The organism is Streptomyces sp. NPDC048462, assembly GCF_043200175.1.
Taxonomy (GTDB): Bacteria; Actinomycetota; Actinomycetes; order Streptomycetales; family Streptomycetaceae; genus Streptomyces.
On the sequence record NZ_JBICXG010000001.1, the window covers coordinates 565402 to 583945 of the forward strand.

Consider the following 18544-nt stretch of genomic DNA (forward strand, 5'->3'; position numbering starts at 1 on the left):
GCCGCATTTCCGAAATATTTCGAACGGGTTAACCGGCTATATGTCCCGATGGAAGTCTCTGACCTGGCTGAATGTGAGTCGCTAAGCGTCGCCGGCGTCCAAATCGGGGACGGATGCGTACATTCGCATCTGAGCGTTACGAAAGCACTTCGAAATCTGTACCGGCCGGCATGGCGAATGGTGATCGTGATTGCTGAAAGCGGTCGTGCCTATCGCTGCCGACCTGCGATTTTATGCATGTGCCATCGCTGTGCGTGATGTTCAGTCCGAAAATCCGGCACCTTCGCGGCGAAATGTTTCGACGCGGAAAAAATCTTCGGTCAGTTGACCTGGGGCCGGGCGCCGTGGCGCAGCCCGTCGACGAGCAGCGCGACCATCCGCCGCGTGTGGCCCTCCCCGTCGTCGTGGGCGGGCATGGCCAGGTTGCCCGTGGCGCGCAGCAGGTCGTCCGCGCCGATGTCGGAGCGGATCTCGCCGGCCCGCGCCGCGGTGTCCAGGAGTGCGCCGAGCGCGGGTACGAAGCGCTCCTGGAAGTAGTCCGGCAGGCTGTCGTAGGCCCGGTCGCCCGAGTGGAGGGCGGCGCCGAGCCCGCGCTTGGTGCCGATGAAGCCCGCGAAGCGCTGCAGCCACAGGGCGAGTGCCTCAGCCGGCTCGTACCGCGCCGCGAGAGGCGCCGCGGCGTCGGCGCAGGCGTCCACCTCGTTGCGGAAGACCGCGGCGATGAGGTCGGAGCGCTGCGGGAAGTGCCGGTAGAGGGTGCCGGCGCCAACGCCCGCCCTCGCGGTGATCTGGCGTACGGGTGCGTCGACCCCCGAGGTGGCGAAGACCTCCGCGGCCGCCGTCAGCAGGGCGTCGGTGCTGCGCCGGGCGTCGGCGCGCAGGCGCTTGCCGGGCTGGGCCCCGCTCGCGCCGGTACCGCTGGTCTCCCGGTCCGTGTCCTCGTGCACGATGCTCCCCTTGCTAAGCGGAACACTGTTCCGTATTGTTCAGGTCGAACGCTGTTCCGTTTTTCCCAGCGTAGCGCCTGGGCGCGCTGTGCCGGGCACCGGTCAAGGCAAGAGGAAAATCATGAACTACCGCACACTGGGCCGAACCGGCATCAAGGTCAGCCCCTACTGCCTCGGCGCGATGATGTTCGGCGCCGCGGGCAACCGCGATCACGACGAATCCGTCCGGATCATCCACAAGGCGCTGGACGCGGGGATCAACTTCGTCGACACCGCTGACGCCTACTCGCGCGGTGAGTCCGAGGAGATCGTCGGAAAGGCTCTCAAGGGCCGCCGGGACACGGTGGTACTGGCCACCAAGGCCCACCTCCCGATGGGGGACGACCCCAACCAGCAGGGCAACTCGCGGCGCTGGCTGATCCGCGCGCTCGAGGACTCCCTGCGCAGGCTGGGCACCGACCACGTCGATCTCTTCCAGATCCACCGCCCCGCGCCGGACACCGACGTGGAGGAGACCCTCTCCGCCCTCACCGACCTGGTGCGCGCGGGCAAGGTCCGCGCCATCGGTTCCTCCACCTTCCCCGCCTCGGACATCGTCGAGGCGCAGTGGACCGCCGAGCGCCGGGGTCTGGAGCGTTTCCGCACCGAGCAGCCGCCGTACTCGATCCTCAACAGGGGGATCGAGCGCGAGGTACTGCCCGTCTGCGAGCGCTACGGCATGGGCGCCATGGTCTGGAGCCCGCTCGCGCAGGGGCTGCTCACCGGACGCTTCCGCAAGGGCGCCCAGACCGACAGCGTCCGGGCGGCCCGGGGCTACAAGCACCTGAGCGACGAGCGCCGGCTCGACACGGTCGAACAGCTCATCCCGGTCGCCCGTGAGGCGGGTATGCCGCTGACCCACCTGGCGATGGCCTTCGCGATCGCCCACCCCGGCGTCACCTCGGCGATCATCGGCCCGCGCACCATGGAGCACCTCGACGACCTGCTCGCCGGCGCCGGGGCCGTCCTCACCGACGAGGTCTTCGACCGGATCGACGCCATCGTGCCGCCCGGTACCGACGTCGGGATGCTCGACATGGCCTACGACCCGCCCGCCATCGGGCGGGCCGCGCTGCGCCGGCGTGTGCCCGCCGAGCGCTCCGCCGCCTGATCCGGCGGCCCGCGACCGGTGCGGGCCGCGAGCCTTGGACCGGTCAGTTCTCCGAGGGCGTCCAGCCGTTCGCCTCGATGCGCCGTGCGTCGCCCGGCCGGCCCTCGTCGAAGACCGTGCGGCCGCCGTCCTCGACCCTGATCGCGTCGAGGTAGACCCCTCGGCCGACGTACAGCTGGTCCGTGGCGTACCGCCAGCGCAGCCGCACCTCGGTGCCGTGCCAGGCCGACAGGTCCGCGTCCAGCCGGTGCCAGACCCGGCCCGACCAGCCGGAGACGGAGCCGGCCGGATGGGGTTCCGGCCGGGGCCGCCGGTCCGGCGCCGTCGCTGCGGTGCTGAACGGCACCGGCCGCCAGCTCTTCCCGGCGTCCGGCGAGCCCTCCAGGTACAGGAAGTCGGAGCCCGGTTCGGTGTCCCACCACAGGGCGCAGCTCAGCCTGGCGCGCGAGGAGGTGAGGGTCAGCGACGGAAGCGCCAGGGTCGCCGATGACGCACTGGCGAGGCCGGAGAACCAGGCAGTACGGCCCCGGGCGGCCCTGGTCGCGACGGCACGCGCCATCTGGTTGGCGGTGGCGACGCGCGGCGCGCTGCCGGAGCGCCAGTTGCGCACCGGGTGGACCGAGTTGCCCAGCACGATCAGGAAGGAGTCGGTCGACGGGTCCAGGACCAGGCTGGTGCCGGTGAATCCGGTGTGGCCGGCGGTGCGCGGGGTGGCCATCGCCCCCATGTACCAGTGCTGGTAGAGCTCGAAGCCGAGGCCGTGCGCGTCGCCGGGGAACGCCGTGTTGAAGTCGGTGAACAGCAGGTCCACCGAGTGGGCGGAGAGGATCCTCGCACGTCCGTAGACCCCGCCGTTGAGGAGTGTGCGGGCGAGGATCGCCAGGTCCCAGGCGCACGAGAACACCCCGGCGTGACCGGCGACGCCGTCGAGGCTGTACGCGTTCTCGTCGTGCACCTCGCCCCAGACGAGACCCCGGTCCATCCCGGACCACGGCGGCCGCTCGTCCTCGGTCGCCGCGATCTTCGGCTTCCAGGAGGCCGGCGGGTTGTAGCGGGTGCGGTGCATCCCGAGCGGAGCGGTGATCTGCTCGCGGAGCAGTACGTCCTCGGTGCGACCGGTGATCTTCTCCAGTACCAGCTGGAGTGAGATCAGGTTGAGGTCGGAGTAGAGGTAGACCGTGCCGGGCGGGCTCGCCGGGACCTCGTTCCAGATCAGCGCGAGTTTCCCCTCCCGGGTGGGCGCCGAGTAGAGGGGAATCCAGGCGCGGAAGCCCGAGGTGTGGGTGAGCAGCTGACGGATCGTGATGTCCTGCTTGCCGCCGCCGGCGAAGTCGGGCAGGTACGAGGCGACCGTCGCCTCCAGCTCCAGCCTGCCGCGTTCGATCTGCTGCACGGCCAGGATCGAGGTGAACAGCTTCGAGACCGACGCCAGGTCGAAGACCGTGTCCTCGGCCATGGCGATCTGCTGGTCCGGCGGGAACTCGACCCCGGTGTCGGTCTTCTCGTCGTACGACGCGTAGCGCACCGCCTTGCCGATCGGACGGTGCAGCGCGACCGTCCCGCCCCGCCCGGCGAGCAGTACCGCGCCCGCGTACCAGGGGTGCGCGGGGGAGTCGTCCAGGTATCTCTCGGCCTCGCTGACGAGCTGGTCGAGCGGCTCCTGGAGCAGTCCGGCCCGCGCGGCCGACCCGCGCCGCAGCGTCGGCCGGTGCTGTCCGGACGGCGACCCCGCCGCGGTTCCTGCGCGCATGTCCGACGACCCCGCCCCCGACTCCGTGGCAGACGCCCGCTCCGCGAACGGAATCGGCGCCAGGGCGAGTGCTCCGCCCAGGGCCAGCATCCCACCGCCCAGCCTCCGCCTGCTGATGCCGCCGCCCGCCGTGTCCTCGGTCATCCGGAACCCCTTCCCACTGCGTGAAAGTAACTTTCGAAATCTCTTCCGAGCGTGAAACTTCCTGCCGGACCAGAGGGTACTGTCACCCCCCGCCGCCCCATAGGTCCCTGGGGCCACAAAGAATCTGACACTGCATCAGAAAATCTCTTCCTTCGGCCGTCCGACTGCGGCATCCTGCCGCCCATGGAGACGGAGCTGAGCAAGAAACTGGGGATCGAGCACGCCATCTTCGGCTTCACGCCGTTCCCCGCGGTGGCCGCGGCGATCACCCGGGCCGGCGGATTCGGCGTGCTCGGAGCGGTCCGCTACACCGCCCCCGACGACCTCGCACGCGACCTCGACTGGATGCAGGAACACACCGACGGCAAGCCCTACGGCCTCGACGTCGTCATGCCCGCGAAGAAGGTGGAGGGCGTCAGCGAGGCCGATGTCGAGGCGATGATCCCGGCCGGGCACCGGCAGTTCGTCCGGGACACCCTCACCAAGCACGGCGTCCCCGAGCTCGCCGAGGGCGAGGCCTCCGGCTGGCGCATCACCGGCTGGATGGAGGAGGTCGCCCGCAACCAGCTCGACGTCGCGTTCGGCTACCCCATCAAGCTGCTCGCCAACGCGCTGGGCTCACCGCCCGCCGACGTCATCGCCCGCGCGCACGAGCAGGACGTGCTCGTCGCCGCACTCGCGGGCAGCGCCCGGCACGCCCGGCACCACGCGGACGCCGGCATCGACGTCGTCGTCGCCCAGGGCTACGAGGCGGGCGGCCACACCGGGGAGATCGCCTCCATGGTCCTCGTCCCGGACGTCGTGGACGCCGTTGGCCCGCTCCCCGTCCTCGCCGCCGGAGGCATCGGCAGCGGCGAACAGGTCGCCGCCGGGCTCGCCCTGGGCGCCCAGGGCGTCTGGCTCGGCTCCCTCTGGCTCACCACCGAGGAGGCCGACATGCACTCGCGCGCCCTGACCGCCAAACTCCTCGCCGCGGGCTCCGGCGACACCGTCCGCTCCCGCGCCCTCACCGGAAAACCCGCGCGCCAGCTGCGGACCGAGTGGACCGACGCGTGGGACGACCCGGCGGGCCCCGGCCCGCTGCCCATGCCGCTCCAGGGACTGCTGGTCGCCGAGGCCGTCTCCCGTATCCAGAAGTACGAGACGGGCGCCCTGCTCGGCACCCCGGTCGGCCAGATCGTCGGCCGGATGAACACCGAGCGCAGCGTGCAGGCCGTCTTCGACGACCTGACCCGGGGTTTCGAGCGCGCTGTGGACCGGATCAACCGCATCGCCGGACGGAGCACCTCATGAACCAGCCGCCCAACGGCTTCTGGGCCCAGGCCACCGCCGATCCCGACCGTACGATCCTGATCGCACCCGACGGCGAGGAGTGGACGGCCGGCCGGCTGCACGCCGACGCCAACCGGATGGTGCACGGACTGCGTGCCGCCGGCCTGGAGGAAGGCGACTCCTTCGCCGTCGTCCTGCCCAACGGCGTCGAGTTCCTCACCGCCTACCTCGCCGCTTCACAGGCCGGGTTCTACCTCGTCCCGGTCAACCACCACCTGATGGGCCCCGAGATCGCCTGGATCGTCTCCGACTCCGGGGCGAAGGTGCTCATCGCCCACGAACGCTTCACGGACGCCGCGACCGCGGCCGCCGACGAGGCGAAGCTCCCGACGAGCCACCGCTACGGCGTCGGCGCGGTCGACGGCTTCTGCCCGTACGCCGAACTGCTGGCGAACCGGCCGGTATCGCCCCCCGAGGGCCGCACCCTCGGCTGGGTCATGAACTACACCTCCGGCACCACCGGCCGGCCGCGCGGCATCCGGCGCCCGCTGTCCGGAAAGCTCCCCGAGGAGACCTACCTGGGCGGCTTCCTGGGCATCTTCGGCATCAAACCGTTCGACGGCAACGTCCACCTGGTCTGCTCACCGCTCTACCACACCGCGGTGCTCCAGTTCGCGGGAGCCGCCCTGCACATCGGCCACCCGCTGGTCCTGATGGACAGGTGGTCGCCCGAGGAGATGCTGCGGGCGATGGACACCCACCGCTGCACCCACACGCACATGGTCCCCACCCAGTTCCACCGCCTCCTGGCCCTTCCCGACGAGGTGAAGCAGGGCTACGACGTCTCGGCGATGCGTCACGCCATCCACGGGGCGGCCCCCTGCCCCGACCACGTCAAACGGGCCATGATCGACTGGTGGGGCAGTTGTGTCGAGGAGTACTACGCGGCCAGCGAGGGCGGCGGCGCCTTCGCCACCGCCGAGGACTGGCTGCGGAAACCGGGCACGGTCGGCCGGGCCTGGCCGATCAGCGAACTCGCGGTCTTCGACGACGACGCCAACCGCCTCGCACCCGGCGAACTCGGCACCGTCTACATGAAGATGAGCACCGGCGGCTTCAGCTACCACAAGGACGAGGGCAAGACGAGGAAGAACCGCATCGGGGAGTTCTTCACCGTGGGCGACCTCGGCATCCTCGACGAGGACGGCTACCTGTTCCTCCGCGACCGCAAGATAGACATGATCATCTCCGGCGGGGTCAACATCTACCCCGCCGAGATCGAGAGCGAACTGCTCACCCATCCCGCCGTCGCCGACGCGGCGGTCTTCGGCATCCCGCACGCCGACTGGGGCGAGGAGGTCAGAGCCGTCGTCGAAGCCGCGGAGGGGTACGAGGCGGGCGACGCGCTCGCCGCCGAACTCCTCGGCCACTGCGCCGGGCGGCTCGCCGGGTACAAACGCCCCAAGACCCTCGGCTTCATCACGACGATGCCCCGCGACCCCAACGGCAAGCTGTACAAACGGCGTCTGCGCGAGCCGTACTGGGAGGGCCACGCCTGACAGTGCCCCGGGGTCCGCCCGCCGCACGGGCCCCGGCCGAGGGGGAATCGGGCCCGCCGGACGCCTGCGACATCCCGGCCGGTATCCGGCCCCTTGACCGCCGGGCCCGGCCCGCACAGGATCACGCCATGACAGGTGTACGAAGCAGCACAGTCGACGGCGTCCTGACCCGAAGCGCACGGCGCACCCCCGAACGCACCGCCCTGCGGTACGCCGACCGGACCTGGTCCTACCGGGAGCTGGAGGAGTCCGTCAGCACCGCGGCCGCCGTCCTCATGGACGGCCACGGGCTGCGCCCCGGGGACCGGGTGGCCTCCTACGCCCACAACTCCGACGCGTATCTGATCGCCTTCCTCGCCTGCGCCCGCGCCGGACTGGTCCACGTCCCGGTCAATCAGAACCTCACGGGCGAGGACCTGGCGTACATCCTGGAGCAGTCCGGCAGCTCCCTGGTCCTCACCGACCCGGACCTGGCCGGGCGGGTCCCGGACGGCCACGCCGTACGGGCGCTGCGCGACGCCCCGGGCTCACTCCTCACCGAGCTGGCCACGCCGCGCGCCTTCACGCCGGACCGCGAACCGGGCGCGGACGACCTGGTCCAGCTGCTGTACACCTCGGGCACCACCGCGCTCCCCAAGGGCGCGATGATGACGCACGGCGCCCTCGTCCACGAGTACGTCAGCGCCGTCACCGCCCTCGACCTCCGTGCCGGCGACCGCCCGGTCCACGCCCTGCCGCTCTACCATTCCGCGCAGATGCACGTGTTCCTGCTGCCCTACCTCGCGGTCGGAGCCGAGAACACGGTGCTGGACGCCCCCGACGCGGCCAGGATCTTCGACCTCGTCGAGTCCGGGCAGGCCGACAGCCTCTTCGCCCCGCCCACCGTCTGGATCGGCCTCGCCAACCACCCGGACTTCGCCCGGCGCGACCTCGGCGGGCTGCGCAAGGCGTACTACGGCGCCTCGATCATGCCTGTCCCCGTGCTGGAACGGCTGCGCGAGCGGCTGCCCGCGCTGGCCTTCTACAACTGCTTCGGGCAGAGCGAGATCGGCCCGCTCGCCACCGTCCTTGGACCCGACGAGCACGAGGGCCGGATGGACTCCTGCGGCCGGCCCGTCCTCTTCGTGGAGGCCAGGGTCGTCGACGAGAACGGCGAGGACGTCCCCGACGGCACGGCCGGCGAAGTGGTGTTCCGCTCACCGCAGCTGTGCGGCGGCTACTGGGACAAGCCGCAGGAGAGCGCCGAGGCGTTCCGCGACGGCTGGTTCCACTCCGGCGACCTGGCCGTACGCGACGCGGAGGGTTACTTCACCGTCGTCGACCGGGTGAAGGACGTGATCAACTCCGGCGGCGTCCTCGTCGCGTCCCGCCAGGTCGAGGACGCCCTCTACACCCACCCGGCCGTCGCCGAGGCAGCCGTCGTCGGCCTGCCCGACGAACGCTGGATCGAGGCCGTCACCGCCGTCGTCGTGCTGCGGGACGAGGCGACGGAGGCCGAGCTGATCGACCACGCCCGCGAGCGGCTCGCCCACTTCAAGGCCCCGAAGAAGATCCTTTTCGTGGACGGCCTCCCGCGCAACGCCAGCGGCAAGATCCTGAAGCGGGAACTGCGCGACCGCTTCGCCCGGTAGGCCCTACCGGGGGACCCGCGCGACTCCGGCGTAGAAGCTGTCGATGGACCCGCTGTTCTGCGGGGGCGGTGTGTCCTTGTGCCACAGCGAGGCCATGACCAGGCCCGGATCGACGAGGTCGAGTCCGTCGAAGAACCGCTCGACCTCGGAGCGCGTCCGGGGCCGCAGGCTGATGCTCGACCGGTAGGTGTCGGTCCTGTCCTGATCGGCGGGGATGAACTCACTGGTGTAGTGCGAAAGGATCAGACAGCTGCCGACGGGCAGTGCGTCGATGAGGGTGCGGGTGATGCCGTAGGGATCGTCCTCGTCGGGCAGGAAGTGCATCAGGGCGATGAGGGACAGCGCGACGGGCCGGTCGAAGTCCAGCAGGGTCCTGGCGTGGTCCAGGATCTTCTCCGGCTCGCGCACATCGGCGTCGAGGTAGTCGGTGGCGCCTTGCGGTGTGCTGATGAGCAGCGCCTCGGCGTGACGCAGGACGATCGGGTCGTTGTCCGTGTAGAGGACCCGGGCCGCCGGATCGACCTCCTGGACTATCTGGTGGAGGTTCGGCCGGGTCGGAATCCCCGTCCCGATGTCGAGGAACTGGTCGATGCCCGTGCGCGCCGCCCAGCCGACCGCCCGGTGCATGAACGCCCGGTTCTGCGCGGCCACGACCTTCGCCAAGGGGGGCAACTGCTCGCCGAGTTCCTGGTCGACCGGGTAGTTGTCCTTGCCGCCCAGCAGATAGTCGTAGACACGCGCCGGGTGCGGCCTGGTGGTGTCGATCGGAGAGTCGGCCGTGCCTGGCGTCATGGAGAGCTCCTGAGTTCCTCGGTGCGCGAAAGCAGGTGGGACGGGGTGACGCGAACCGGACTCCCCCCTGTGGGACGTCGCCCTGTCGACGCATCCTGCCACAGCAACCACGTCCAAAACGTGCCGAGTTGGGCCGGGCGCGGGCGCGGCGATCCGGTCAGCTGCCCGGCCGGCCGCGTTCGTCCACGATCCTCCTGAACTTGCCGACCGACCTCTCCAGCGTCTCCGGATCGAGGATCTCCACCCCGACCGAGACCCCGATCCCGTCCTTGACGGCGGCCGCGACCGAAGCGGCGGCGGCCGCGCGCTGCTCGGGCGTCGCCCCGGCCCTGGCCTCCGCGCGTACCGTCAGCACGTCCAGCCGGCCCTCGCGGGTCAGCCGCAGCTGGAAGTGCGGCGACACCGCCGGGGTACGCAGCACGATCTCCTCGATCTGCGTCGGGAAGAGGTTCACCCCGCGCAGGATCACCAGGTCGTCGCTGCGCCCGGTGACCTTCTCCATGCGCCGGAAGACCCGTGCCGTCCCCGGCAGCAGCCGGGTCAGGTCCCGGGTCCGGTAGCGGATCACCGGCATGGCCTCCTTGGTGAGCGAGGTGAACACCAGCTCGCCCTCGGCCCCCTCGGGCAGCACCTCCCCGGTGAACGGGTCGACGACCTCCGGATAGAAGTGGTCCTCCCAGATGTGCAGCCCGTCCTTCGTCTCCACGCACTCCTGGGCCACGCCCGGGCCCATCACCTCGGACAGCCCGTAGATGTCCACCGCGTCGATCGCGAACCGTTCCTCGATCTCGCGCCGCATCTCCTGCGTCCACGGCTCCGCCCCGAAGATCCCCACCTTCAGCGAGGTCGTACGCGGATCGACGCCCTGGCGCTCGAACTCGTCCAGGAGGGTCAGCATGTACGACGGGGTCACCATGATGATCTCGGGCCGGAAGTCCTGGATCAGCTGGACCTGCCGGGCCGTCATGCCGCCCGACGCGGGAATCACCGTGCAGCCGAGCCGCTCGGCCCCGTAGTGCGCGCCGAGCCCGCCGGTGAACAGGCCGTAGCCGTAGGCGACATGCACCTTCTGCCCCGGGCGGCCGCCCGCCGCCCGGATCGAGCGGGCGACCACGTCGGCCCAGGTGTCCAGATCCCCCTGGGTGTAGCCGACGACGGTCGGGCGGCCCGTCGTGCCGCTGGAGGCGTGGATCCGGCGCACCTGCTCCTCCGGGACCGCGAACATCCCGAACGGGTAGTTGTCCCGCAGGTCCGCCTTGGTGGTGAACGGGAACCGGGCGAGATCCGCGAGCGAGCGGCAGTCGTCGGGGTGCAGCCCCGCCCGGTCGAACGCGGCCCGGTAATGGCCGACGTGGGTGTACACGTGCCGCAGTGTCGCCCGCAGCCGTTCGAGCTGGAGCGCCCGCAGCTCCTCGCGGTCCATCCGTTCCGCCGCGTCCAGCAGAGCCGTCATGCGGATCTCCCTCTTCCGTGCGCATCGTGCAGACGACCGATCATTCGGTCGTTCCTCCGCCGGGAGCAGTAATTCAGGATCTTCCGCCCGCTGGCAAGGGGTGGGACGGGACGCATGTCGTGCGCGGGGCCCGGAGCCGGCCGGACCGTCCGCGGCACGGCTACGCTCGTACCGAACAGGGCTGCGTCACCCGGCCGGCCCTGTTTGGATGGATTCCATGCCGACTTTCCACACGTACGACGGAACCGAGCTCGCGTATCACCTCGTAGGGCAGGGCGAACCGCTGATCTGCCTGCCGGGCGGGGCGATGCGGGCCAGTGCCTACCTCGGCGGACTGGGCGGACTCGACGGCCACCGGCAACTGGTGCTGCTCGATCTGCGTGGCACCGGGGACTCCGCCGTGCCGGACGACACCGCCACCTACCGCTGCGACCGGCTGGTCGACGACGTCGAGGCGCTGCGCGGGCACCTGGGCCTTGAGCACATCGACCTGCTCGCCCACTCGGCGGCGGCGGACCTCGCCGCGCTCTACGCCGCCCGGTACCCGCGGGCGGTGCGCAGGCTGCTGCTCATCGCACCCGCGACGCGGGCCGCCGGACTCGGTTTCGCGGAGCGCGAGGCCCGCGAGGCCGCCGGGCTGCGCCGCGCGGAACCCTGGTACGAGGAGGCGCTCCCGGCTCTGGAGGCGATCTGGGCCGGACGCCTCGACGGCGAACTGCGCGCCGCCGCGCGGCCGTTCCTCTACGGCCGCTGGGACGAGGCCGCGAGGGCCCACGCCGCCTCGTCCGCGGCGCAGATCAACGCCGTTGCCGCAGAGGGCTATTACGCGCCCGGCGCCATCGACCCGCCCGCGACGGTTTCCGCGCTGCGCGAGCTGGCCTCCCCGGTCCTCGTCCTGGCCGGCGAGCTCGACGGCGTGACGACCCCCGACCGCGCCGCCGAACTCGCCGCGCTCTTCCCGGAGTCCGAGTTCGCCGTACAGCGCGGCGGGGGCCACTTCCCGTGGCTGGACGACCCCGGGGCCTTCGTCCGCTCCGTCACCGCCTTCCTGGACCCGGATGTGCACAGCGTGCAGGCCGGTGGGATACGGCTCGCCTACCGGGTGTGGGGGGACCCGGCCGCACCGCCGGTCGTGCTGGTCCACGGACGCTGCGGCGACAGCCGGACCTGGACCCGGATCGCCGAGCGGCTGGCGGCCGGACACCGCGTGTACGCCGTCGACTTCCGGGGCCACGGCCTCAGCGACTGGCCCGGCCGCTACTCCCTCGAGCTGTTCCGCGATGACCTGCACGCGTTCCTGGAGGCCCGCAACCTGGCCGGCGCCACGGTCGTCGGGCACTCGATGGGCGGCGCGGCGGCCTACCTGCTGGCGGGGCGGCAGCCCGGACTCATCGGCCGGCTCGTCCTGGAGGAGGCCCCGCCGCCCTTCCCGCTCGACCCGCCCCGCGGTCCCGTCGAACGCCCCGACGGCGAGCTGGACTTCGACTGGCCCGTGGTGCCGTCCATCAACGCCCAGCTCAACGACCCCGATCCGGCGGGCCGTGAACGCCTCGCCGGCATCACCGCCCCCACCCTGGTCATCGGCGGCGGGCCGGGCAGCCAGATCGACCAGGCGGACCTCGCCTGGATGGCGCGGCGGATCCCCGGCTGCCGGCTCGTCACCATCGACGCCGGCCACCTCGTCCACACCGAACGGCCGGAGGAATTCCTCGCGGCGCTCCGGTCGTTCGGCGTGGGCTGACGCTGACACCCCGGGGCGTCAGCCCCGGTGCAGCAGTGCCACCATGACCTCGCGCAGCGTCGCCTCCGCGTCCGCGACGCCCTCCTGCGAACGCCAGGCGACGAACCCGTCGGGGCGGATCAGCACAGCGCCCTCGGTGCTCGTCCCGTGCGCCTGGGCCCAGTCGGCACCGGCCTCCGGCTCCAGATCGCCGCCGGGGCCGGTACCGATGCCGAACGCGTCCAGGCGTACCGCCAGTTGGTCACCGACCCGGGCCGCCGCCCGCCGCCACGCGACGTCCGCGCCATCGGCGAGCAGTACGAACGAGCGCTCGTACAGGTCGAGCGTGGAGATGCGCTCACCCGCCCGCCGGACCCACAGGTGCGGTGCGCGGCTGCCCGGTTCACCCGTCAGCTGCATGCCCTGCGGCACCACCGGCTGATCCGGGGCGACGCCCAGCACCGCGCCCTCCACATAGCGGTAGCCCAGCGCCACGTTCAGCATGCCGCCGCGCTTGCCGCCGCCCACCGTGGGCGGCGGCGCGTACCCCGGGTGGCTGTGCTCGCCGGAACGCGCCGAGGCCCGCTCGCTCGTCGCCCGCGCCACCGGCAGCCGCTCCGCCCCGTAGGTCTCCAGGAGACCCGGTCCCGCCTCGCCGCGCAGCACGGCGGCGAGCTTCCACGCCAGGTTGTGCGCGTCCTGGATTCCGGTGTTGGAGCCGAACGCCCCGGTGGGCGACATCTCGTGCGCCGCGTCACCGGCCAGGAACACCCGGCCCCGGGAGTAGCGGTCCGCGACCCGCTCCGCCGCGTGCCACGGCGCCTTGCCGGTGATCTCCACATCGATGTCCGGAGCGCCGACCGCCTTGCGGATGTGCTCGGCGCACCGCTCGTCCGTGAAGTCCTCCAGCGTCTCACCCCGGTCGGGCTGCCACGGCGCGTGGAACACCCACCGCTCCTGGTTGTCCACCGGCAGCAGGGCGCCGTCCGCCTCCGGATTGGTCAGGTAGCAGACGATGAAGCGCCGGTCCCCGAGCACATCGGCGAGCCCGCGGGAACGGAAGGTGATACTCACGTTGTGGAACAGGTCACCGGCACCCGAACGGCCGATGCGCAGCTGCTCACGGACCGGGCTGCGCGGACCGTCGGCGGCGATGAGATAGTCCGCCCGCACCGTGGTGTGCTCGCCCGTCTCCCGGTTCTTCAGGACCGCCCCGACCCCTGAGCCGTCCGGGTCGAACGAGAGCAGTTCGGTGGAGAACCGCAGATCGCCGCCCTGCTCCCGGGCCCGCTCCAGCAGCACCGGCTCCAGGTCGTTCTGGCTGCACAGGCACCAGCCCGTCGGGCTGAACCGGGCGAGTGCGCCACCCGGGTCGATCTCCTTGAACAGCCACTCCTGGTCGTCACCGGTCAGCGAACCGGCCTGCAGGATGCCGTGGTTCTCCGCCAGTACCGACGCGGCCGCCCGGACCCGCTCCTCCACCCCCGCCCGGCGGAAGACCTCCATCGTGCGGACGTTGTTGCCTCGGCCGCGCGGATGCGTCGAGGTGGCCGCGTGCTTCTCGACCAGCAGATGCTCGACGCCGAGCCGGCCGAGGAAGAGGGACGCGGACAGGCCCACCAGGGAGCCGCCCACGATGAGGACCGGTACGTGGAGGTCGACGTTCTCGTTCATGAGTTGCTCCAGCTCGGACGCCGTACAGATGCAGTGTCCATGCCCCTGTCGGAGCCTCCTGGGAGCGGTTCGGACGCCCGCTCACCTGAACGGTTCATAAATCTCGCGTCAGCCGGACCAGCGTTTCACGATCGGTGACGGAGACGACGCCCGCGGTCCGGGGCGGACCGTGCGCAGCCGCCGGGAGACTCCCCGCTCCGATTCCACTCGACAGCCGCCGGTCACCAAGCCAACCGGCCGGCCGGGCCGTCCCACCGCTCGAAGGAGTTCGAAAGATGACCACCACCCTCTCGGAACGGACCTCCCAGTCCGCCTTCGACGGATCAAGGCTGCGGGTCATCCTGCTGCTTGACCTGCACGACGGCGCCCAGAAGCAGTTCCTGGAGGCCTACGAGCACATGCGCAACCAGGTGGCCTCCATCCCCGGCCACCTCAGCGACCAGCTGTGCCAGTCCATCGAGAACCCCTCCCAGTGGCTCATCACCAGCGAGTGGGAGAGCGCCCCGCCGTTCCTGGCCTGGGTCAACAGCGAGGAGCACGTCGCCACGGTCCAGCCGCTGCACAGCTGCGTACGCGACACCCGCTCGCTGCGCTTCAGCGTCCTGCGCGAGACCGGCGCCGCCTTCGAGGAGAGCTTCGAGCCCGTCAAGGGTGGCCTCCAGTCCGCGCCCCGCCTCGGGGACGGGATCGTGCGCCACGCGCTGACCTTCACCGTGAAGCCGGGTGCCGAGGAGATGGTCGCGAAGATCCTCGCCGACTACGACCCGCCGAAGGCACGGGTCGACGAGCACACCCGGCTGCGCCGCACCTCGCTCTTCATGCACGGCAACCGCGTCGTGCGTGCGGTCGAGGTCGAGGGCGACCTCCTCGCCGCCCTGCGCCACGTCTCCCGGCAGCCGGAGATCCGGGCCGTCGAGGAAGCGCTCAACCCGTACCTGGAGCAGGACCGCGACCTCGCGGATCCCGACTCGGCCCGGATGTTCTTCACCCGGGCGGCGCTGCCCACCGTCCACCACGTGACGACGGGCCGCCACCCCGACCGGGACCTCAAGCGTCACGCGCTGTTCTACCAGGCCAAGGAGGGCTGCGGCATGGCCCTGGCCCGCCTGCTGGCGGAGCATGACGAGGAGGAGGCCGACGACGCCGGCAGCCCCATCGACAGCAGCACGATCTTCCAGCGCGACGACGTCGTCGTCCGGCTCCTGGAGGTGGACGGCCCCCTCGACGCCCAGCCCGCCCGGTCGCTCGGCATCCACGGCCCCGGCAAGGCGGCCAGGCTCTCCCGCCTCCTCGACGGCGAGGCGAACCCCGTGCCCACCGGCGACCAGGACGCCATGCGCTTCCTCGGCCGCGCCGGGATGAACCTGATCACCGACCGGCGGGCCGCGGAGTCCTGAACCGCGTAACAGCAGAGCGGGGGGTTCTCGCTCGACCCGTCGGCACAACGCGCAACGCGCCAGGAGGAAGACACTCATGACCATGCACCGGCCACGCATCGTGGACCTCAGTGAGACCCAGCCCAACACCAGGCGCGGAGGAGACCTGCGCGCCCTGCTCACCCCGACGGCCGTGGGCGCCACCAGCGGCTTCATGGGGCTGGCCATCATCCAGCCCGGCGACCGCATCGCGGAGCACTACCACCCGTACTCGGAGGAGTTCGTGTACGTGGTGAACGGGCTCCTGGAGGTCGACCTGGACGATGAGCCGTACGCGATGCGGCCCGACCAGGGGCTGCTGATCCCGCTGAACGTCCGCCACCGCTTCCGCAACGTCGGTGACACCGAGGTCCGCATGGTCTTCCACCTCGGCCCCCTCGCGCCCCGCCCGGAGCTCGGACACGTCGACACCGAGCTGCCCGATCTTGCCGCCCCCGAGCAGGGCGCGCCGCCAGAACGAACCGAGGCCGCTTCATGACCCGGCGGGTGGCGGTCACCGGCGTCGGGGTCGTCGCTCCGGGCGGGATCGGCGCACCGGCGTTCTGGGACCTCCTGGCCAACGGCCGCACCGCGACACGCGGCATCACGCTCTTCGACCCGGCCGGCTTCCGGTCCCGGATCGCCGCCGAGTGCGACTTCGACCCGGCGGCCCACGGGCTGGACGCGGACGAGGTCGCCCGCTCCGACCGGTACGTCCAGTTCGCGATGGTGGCCGCCCGCGAGGCACTCGCCGACGCGGGTCTGGACCAGGAGCGCACCGACCCCTGGCGGATGGGCGTCTCGCTCGGCACGGCGGTCGGCGGAACCACCCGGCTGGAGCACGACTACGTCGCCGTCAGCAGGAGGGGCGCCCGCTGGGACGTCGACCACCGCCCGGCCGGACCGCATCTGGAGCGGGCGTTCTCACCGAGTTCGCTGGCCTCCGCCGTCGCCGAGCAGGTCGGGGCGCACGGACCGGTGCAGACCGTCTCGACGGGCTGCACCTCCGGCCTCGACGCGATCGGCTACGCCTTCCACTCCATCGAGGACGGCCGCGTCGACGTGTGCGTGGCCGGGGCGTCGGACTCGCCGATCACCCCGATCACGGTGGCGTGCTTCGACGCCATCAAGGCGACCTCCGCCAACAACGAGGACCCGGAGCACGCCTCCCGGCCCTTCGACTCCCGCCGCGACGGCTTCGTGATGGGCGAGGGCGGAGCCGTACTCGTCCTGGAGGAGCTGGAGCACGCCCGCGCCCGGGGCGCGACGGTGTACTGCGAGATCGCGGGCTACGCGACCTTCGGCAACGCCTACCACATGACCGGGCTGACCCCGGAGGGCCTGGAGATGGCCGAGGCCATCAACCGGGCGCTCGGCCACGCCAGGATCGACGCGTCGGGCATCGACTACGTCAACGCGCACGGCTCGGGCACCAAGCAGAACGACCGGCACGAGACCGCCGCCGTGAAGCGGGCCCTCGGCGCGCACGCCCACGACGTGCCGATGAGCTCCATCAAGTCGATGGTCGGCCACTCGCTCGGAGCGATCGGGGCGATAGAGATCGCGGCCTGCGTACTCGCGCTGGTCCACCAGACGGTCCCGCCGACGGCCAACTACGAGTCGCCGGACCCCGAGTGCGACCTCGACTACGTGCCGCGTACCGCACGTCAGCTGAAGCTGCGCAGCGTTCTCTCGGTCGGCAGCGGCTTCGGCGGCTTCCAGTCCGCTGTCGCCCTGACCAGAACCGGTGGGAGGACATCATGAGTACCGACAACGCCAGGCAGACCCGGCGAATCGCAGTCACCGGCATCGGCGTCGTCGCCCCCAACGGCACGAGCACCGAAGCCTTCTGGAAGCGGACGCAGGAGGGCATGAGCGTTCTGGACCGGGTCACCCGCGAGGGGTGCGAGGATCTCCCGCTGCACGTGGCCGGCGAGGTCCGGGGCTTCGACCCGGTCAGCCTCATCGAGGAGCGCTACCTCGTCCAGACCGACCGGTTCACGCACTTCGCGATGGCCGCGGCGGACATGGCCCTGGACGACGCCCGGCTGGGGCGCGCCGACTACGAGGACAAGCCGTTCAGCGTGGGCGTGGTGACCGCCGCCGGGTCCGGCGGCGGCGAGTTCGGCCAGCGCGAGCTGCAACGGCTGTGGGGCCAGGGCTCCAAGTACGTCGGCCCCTACCAGTCGATCGCCTGGTTCTACGCCGCGAGCACCGGCCAGATCTCCATCCGCGGCGGCTTCAAGGGGCCGTGTGCGGTGGTGGCCAGTGACGAGGCCGGCGGCCTGGACGCCCTGGCCCACGCGGCCCGGTCCGTCCGGCGCGGCACCGACGCGGTGGTGGTCGGCGCGGCGGAGGCCCCGCTCGCGCCGTACTCCGTCGTCTGCCAGCTCGGCTACCGGGACCTGAGCGCCTGCGAGGACCCGACGCGGGCCTACCGCCCGTTCACCTCGGACGCCTGCGGATTCGTGCCCGCCGAGGGCGGCGCGATGTTCGTGGTCGAGGAGGAGAACGCCGCCCGGGAGCGCGGTGCCCGGGTCAGGGCCGAGATCGCCGGTCACGCCGCCACGTTCACCACCGCGATGCGCTGGGAGGAGTCCCGCGAGGGCCTCGCCCACGCCATCGAGGGGGCGCTGCGGGAGGCCGGCTGTGCGCCGGAGGAGATCGACGTGGTCTTCGCGGACGCCCTCGGTGTGCCGGCCGCCGACCGGGCCGAGGCGCTGGCACTGGCCGACGCGCTCGGCGCGCACGGCGGGCGGGTGCCGGTGACGGCGCCCAAGACCGGGATTGGGCGGGCGTACTGCGGTGCCCCCGTGCTGGACGCGGCCGCCGCCGTGCTCGCCATGGAGAACGGCCTGGTCCCGCCCACGCCCAACGTGTTCGAGGTGTGCCACGACCTCGACCTCGTCACCGGACGGGCCCGTCCCGCGGAACTGCGGACCGCGCTCGTGCTCAGCCGCGGCCTCATGGGCTCCAACGCGGCGATGGTGCTGCGCCGGCCCGCCGGCCGCGGCGCGTGAGAGCCACCGACACCCCT

General features: G+C 71.6%; 14 protein-coding genes. 9 read left to right on the forward strand and 5 right to left on the reverse strand.

Annotated elements, in window-relative coordinates; all coding sequences use genetic code 11:
* Window positions 1-320 precede the first annotated feature (320 nt).
* Window positions 321-947, reverse strand: coding sequence for a TetR/AcrR family transcriptional regulator (locus ACGFU6_RS02360; RefSeq protein ID WP_393607621.1), 627 nt, complete (start codon window positions 945-947; stop codon window positions 321-323).
* A 121-nt stretch (window positions 948-1068) separates the two neighbouring features.
* Between ACGFU6_RS02360 and ACGFU6_RS02365 the strand changes: the two genes are divergently transcribed.
* A complete protein-coding gene (locus tag ACGFU6_RS02365; RefSeq protein WP_393607622.1) occupies window positions 1069-2097 on the forward strand; it encodes an aldo/keto reductase in 1029 nt (342 codons plus the stop codon).
* Window positions 2098-2140: 43 nt separating this feature from the next.
* On the opposite strand, the gene ACGFU6_RS02370 is transcribed toward ACGFU6_RS02365, so the two are convergent.
* Window positions 2141-3991, reverse strand: a complete 1851-nt coding sequence (locus tag ACGFU6_RS02370) for a serine hydrolase (RefSeq protein ID WP_393607623.1) — start codon at window positions 3989-3991, stop codon at window positions 2141-2143.
* Window positions 3992-4174: 183 nt separating this feature from the next.
* Here ACGFU6_RS02370 and ACGFU6_RS02375 point away from each other — a divergent pair, with 183 nt between their 5' ends.
* From ACGFU6_RS02375 to ACGFU6_RS02385, 3 genes are all read left to right on the forward strand, one after another.
* Complete coding sequence (locus ACGFU6_RS02375; protein WP_393607624.1) at window positions 4175-5284, forward strand: NAD(P)H-dependent flavin oxidoreductase; 1110 nt, start codon at window positions 4175-4177, stop codon at window positions 5282-5284.
* A complete protein-coding gene (locus ACGFU6_RS02380) occupies window positions 5281-6822 on the forward strand; it encodes an acyl-CoA synthetase (RefSeq protein ID WP_393607625.1) in 1542 nt (513 codons plus the stop codon). Before ACGFU6_RS02375 ends, ACGFU6_RS02380 begins: the two co-directional genes overlap by 4 nt.
* Window positions 6823-6950: 128 nt before the next feature.
* The gene (locus ACGFU6_RS02385; RefSeq protein WP_393607626.1) at window positions 6951-8453 is read left to right on the forward strand and encodes an acyl-CoA synthetase; all 1503 of its coding nucleotides are present in this window, start codon (window positions 6951-6953) and stop codon (window positions 8451-8453) included.
* A gap of 3 nt (window positions 8454-8456) precedes the next feature.
* On the opposite strand, the gene ACGFU6_RS02390 is transcribed toward ACGFU6_RS02385, so the two are convergent.
* On the reverse strand, window positions 8457-9245 hold the full coding sequence (locus ACGFU6_RS02390) for an SAM-dependent methyltransferase (protein ID WP_393607627.1): 789 nt from the start codon (window positions 9243-9245) through the stop codon (window positions 8457-8459).
* Between the two features lie 157 nt (window positions 9246-9402).
* Window positions 9403-10698: a phenylacetate--CoA ligase PaaK gene (gene paaK / locus ACGFU6_RS02395; protein WP_393607628.1), complete on the reverse strand. Its 1296-nt coding sequence runs from the start codon at window positions 10696-10698 to the stop codon at window positions 9403-9405.
* Between the two features lie 217 nt (window positions 10699-10915).
* Between paaK and ACGFU6_RS02400 the strand changes: the two genes are divergently transcribed.
* Complete coding sequence (locus tag ACGFU6_RS02400) at window positions 10916-12439, forward strand: alpha/beta fold hydrolase (protein WP_393607629.1); 1524 nt, start codon at window positions 10916-10918, stop codon at window positions 12437-12439.
* Between the two features lie 18 nt (window positions 12440-12457).
* Here ACGFU6_RS02400 and ACGFU6_RS02405 read toward each other — a convergent pair whose 3' ends face one another.
* Complete coding sequence (locus ACGFU6_RS02405; RefSeq protein WP_393607630.1) at window positions 12458-14092, reverse strand: FAD-dependent oxidoreductase; 1635 nt, start codon at window positions 14090-14092, stop codon at window positions 12458-12460.
* Between the two features lie 275 nt (window positions 14093-14367).
* Here ACGFU6_RS02405 and ACGFU6_RS02410 point away from each other — a divergent pair, with 275 nt between their 5' ends.
* From ACGFU6_RS02410 to ACGFU6_RS02425, 4 genes are all read left to right on the forward strand, one after another.
* Complete coding sequence (locus tag ACGFU6_RS02410; protein ID WP_393607631.1) at window positions 14368-15489, forward strand: SchA/CurD-like domain-containing protein; 1122 nt, start codon at window positions 14368-14370, stop codon at window positions 15487-15489.
* A 76-nt stretch (window positions 15490-15565) separates the two neighbouring features.
* A complete protein-coding gene (locus ACGFU6_RS02415; RefSeq protein ID WP_393607632.1) occupies window positions 15566-16006 on the forward strand; it encodes a cupin domain-containing protein in 441 nt (146 codons plus the stop codon).
* The gene (locus ACGFU6_RS02420) at window positions 16003-17271 is read left to right on the forward strand and encodes a beta-ketoacyl-[acyl-carrier-protein] synthase family protein (protein ID WP_393607633.1); all 1269 of its coding nucleotides are present in this window, start codon (window positions 16003-16005) and stop codon (window positions 17269-17271) included. Before ACGFU6_RS02415 ends, ACGFU6_RS02420 begins: the two co-directional genes overlap by 4 nt.
* The gene (locus tag ACGFU6_RS02425; RefSeq protein WP_393607634.1) at window positions 17268-18527 is read left to right on the forward strand and encodes a beta-ketoacyl synthase N-terminal-like domain-containing protein; all 1260 of its coding nucleotides are present in this window, start codon (window positions 17268-17270) and stop codon (window positions 18525-18527) included. Before ACGFU6_RS02420 ends, ACGFU6_RS02425 begins: the two co-directional genes overlap by 4 nt.
* Window positions 18528-18544: the final 17 nt, after the last annotated feature.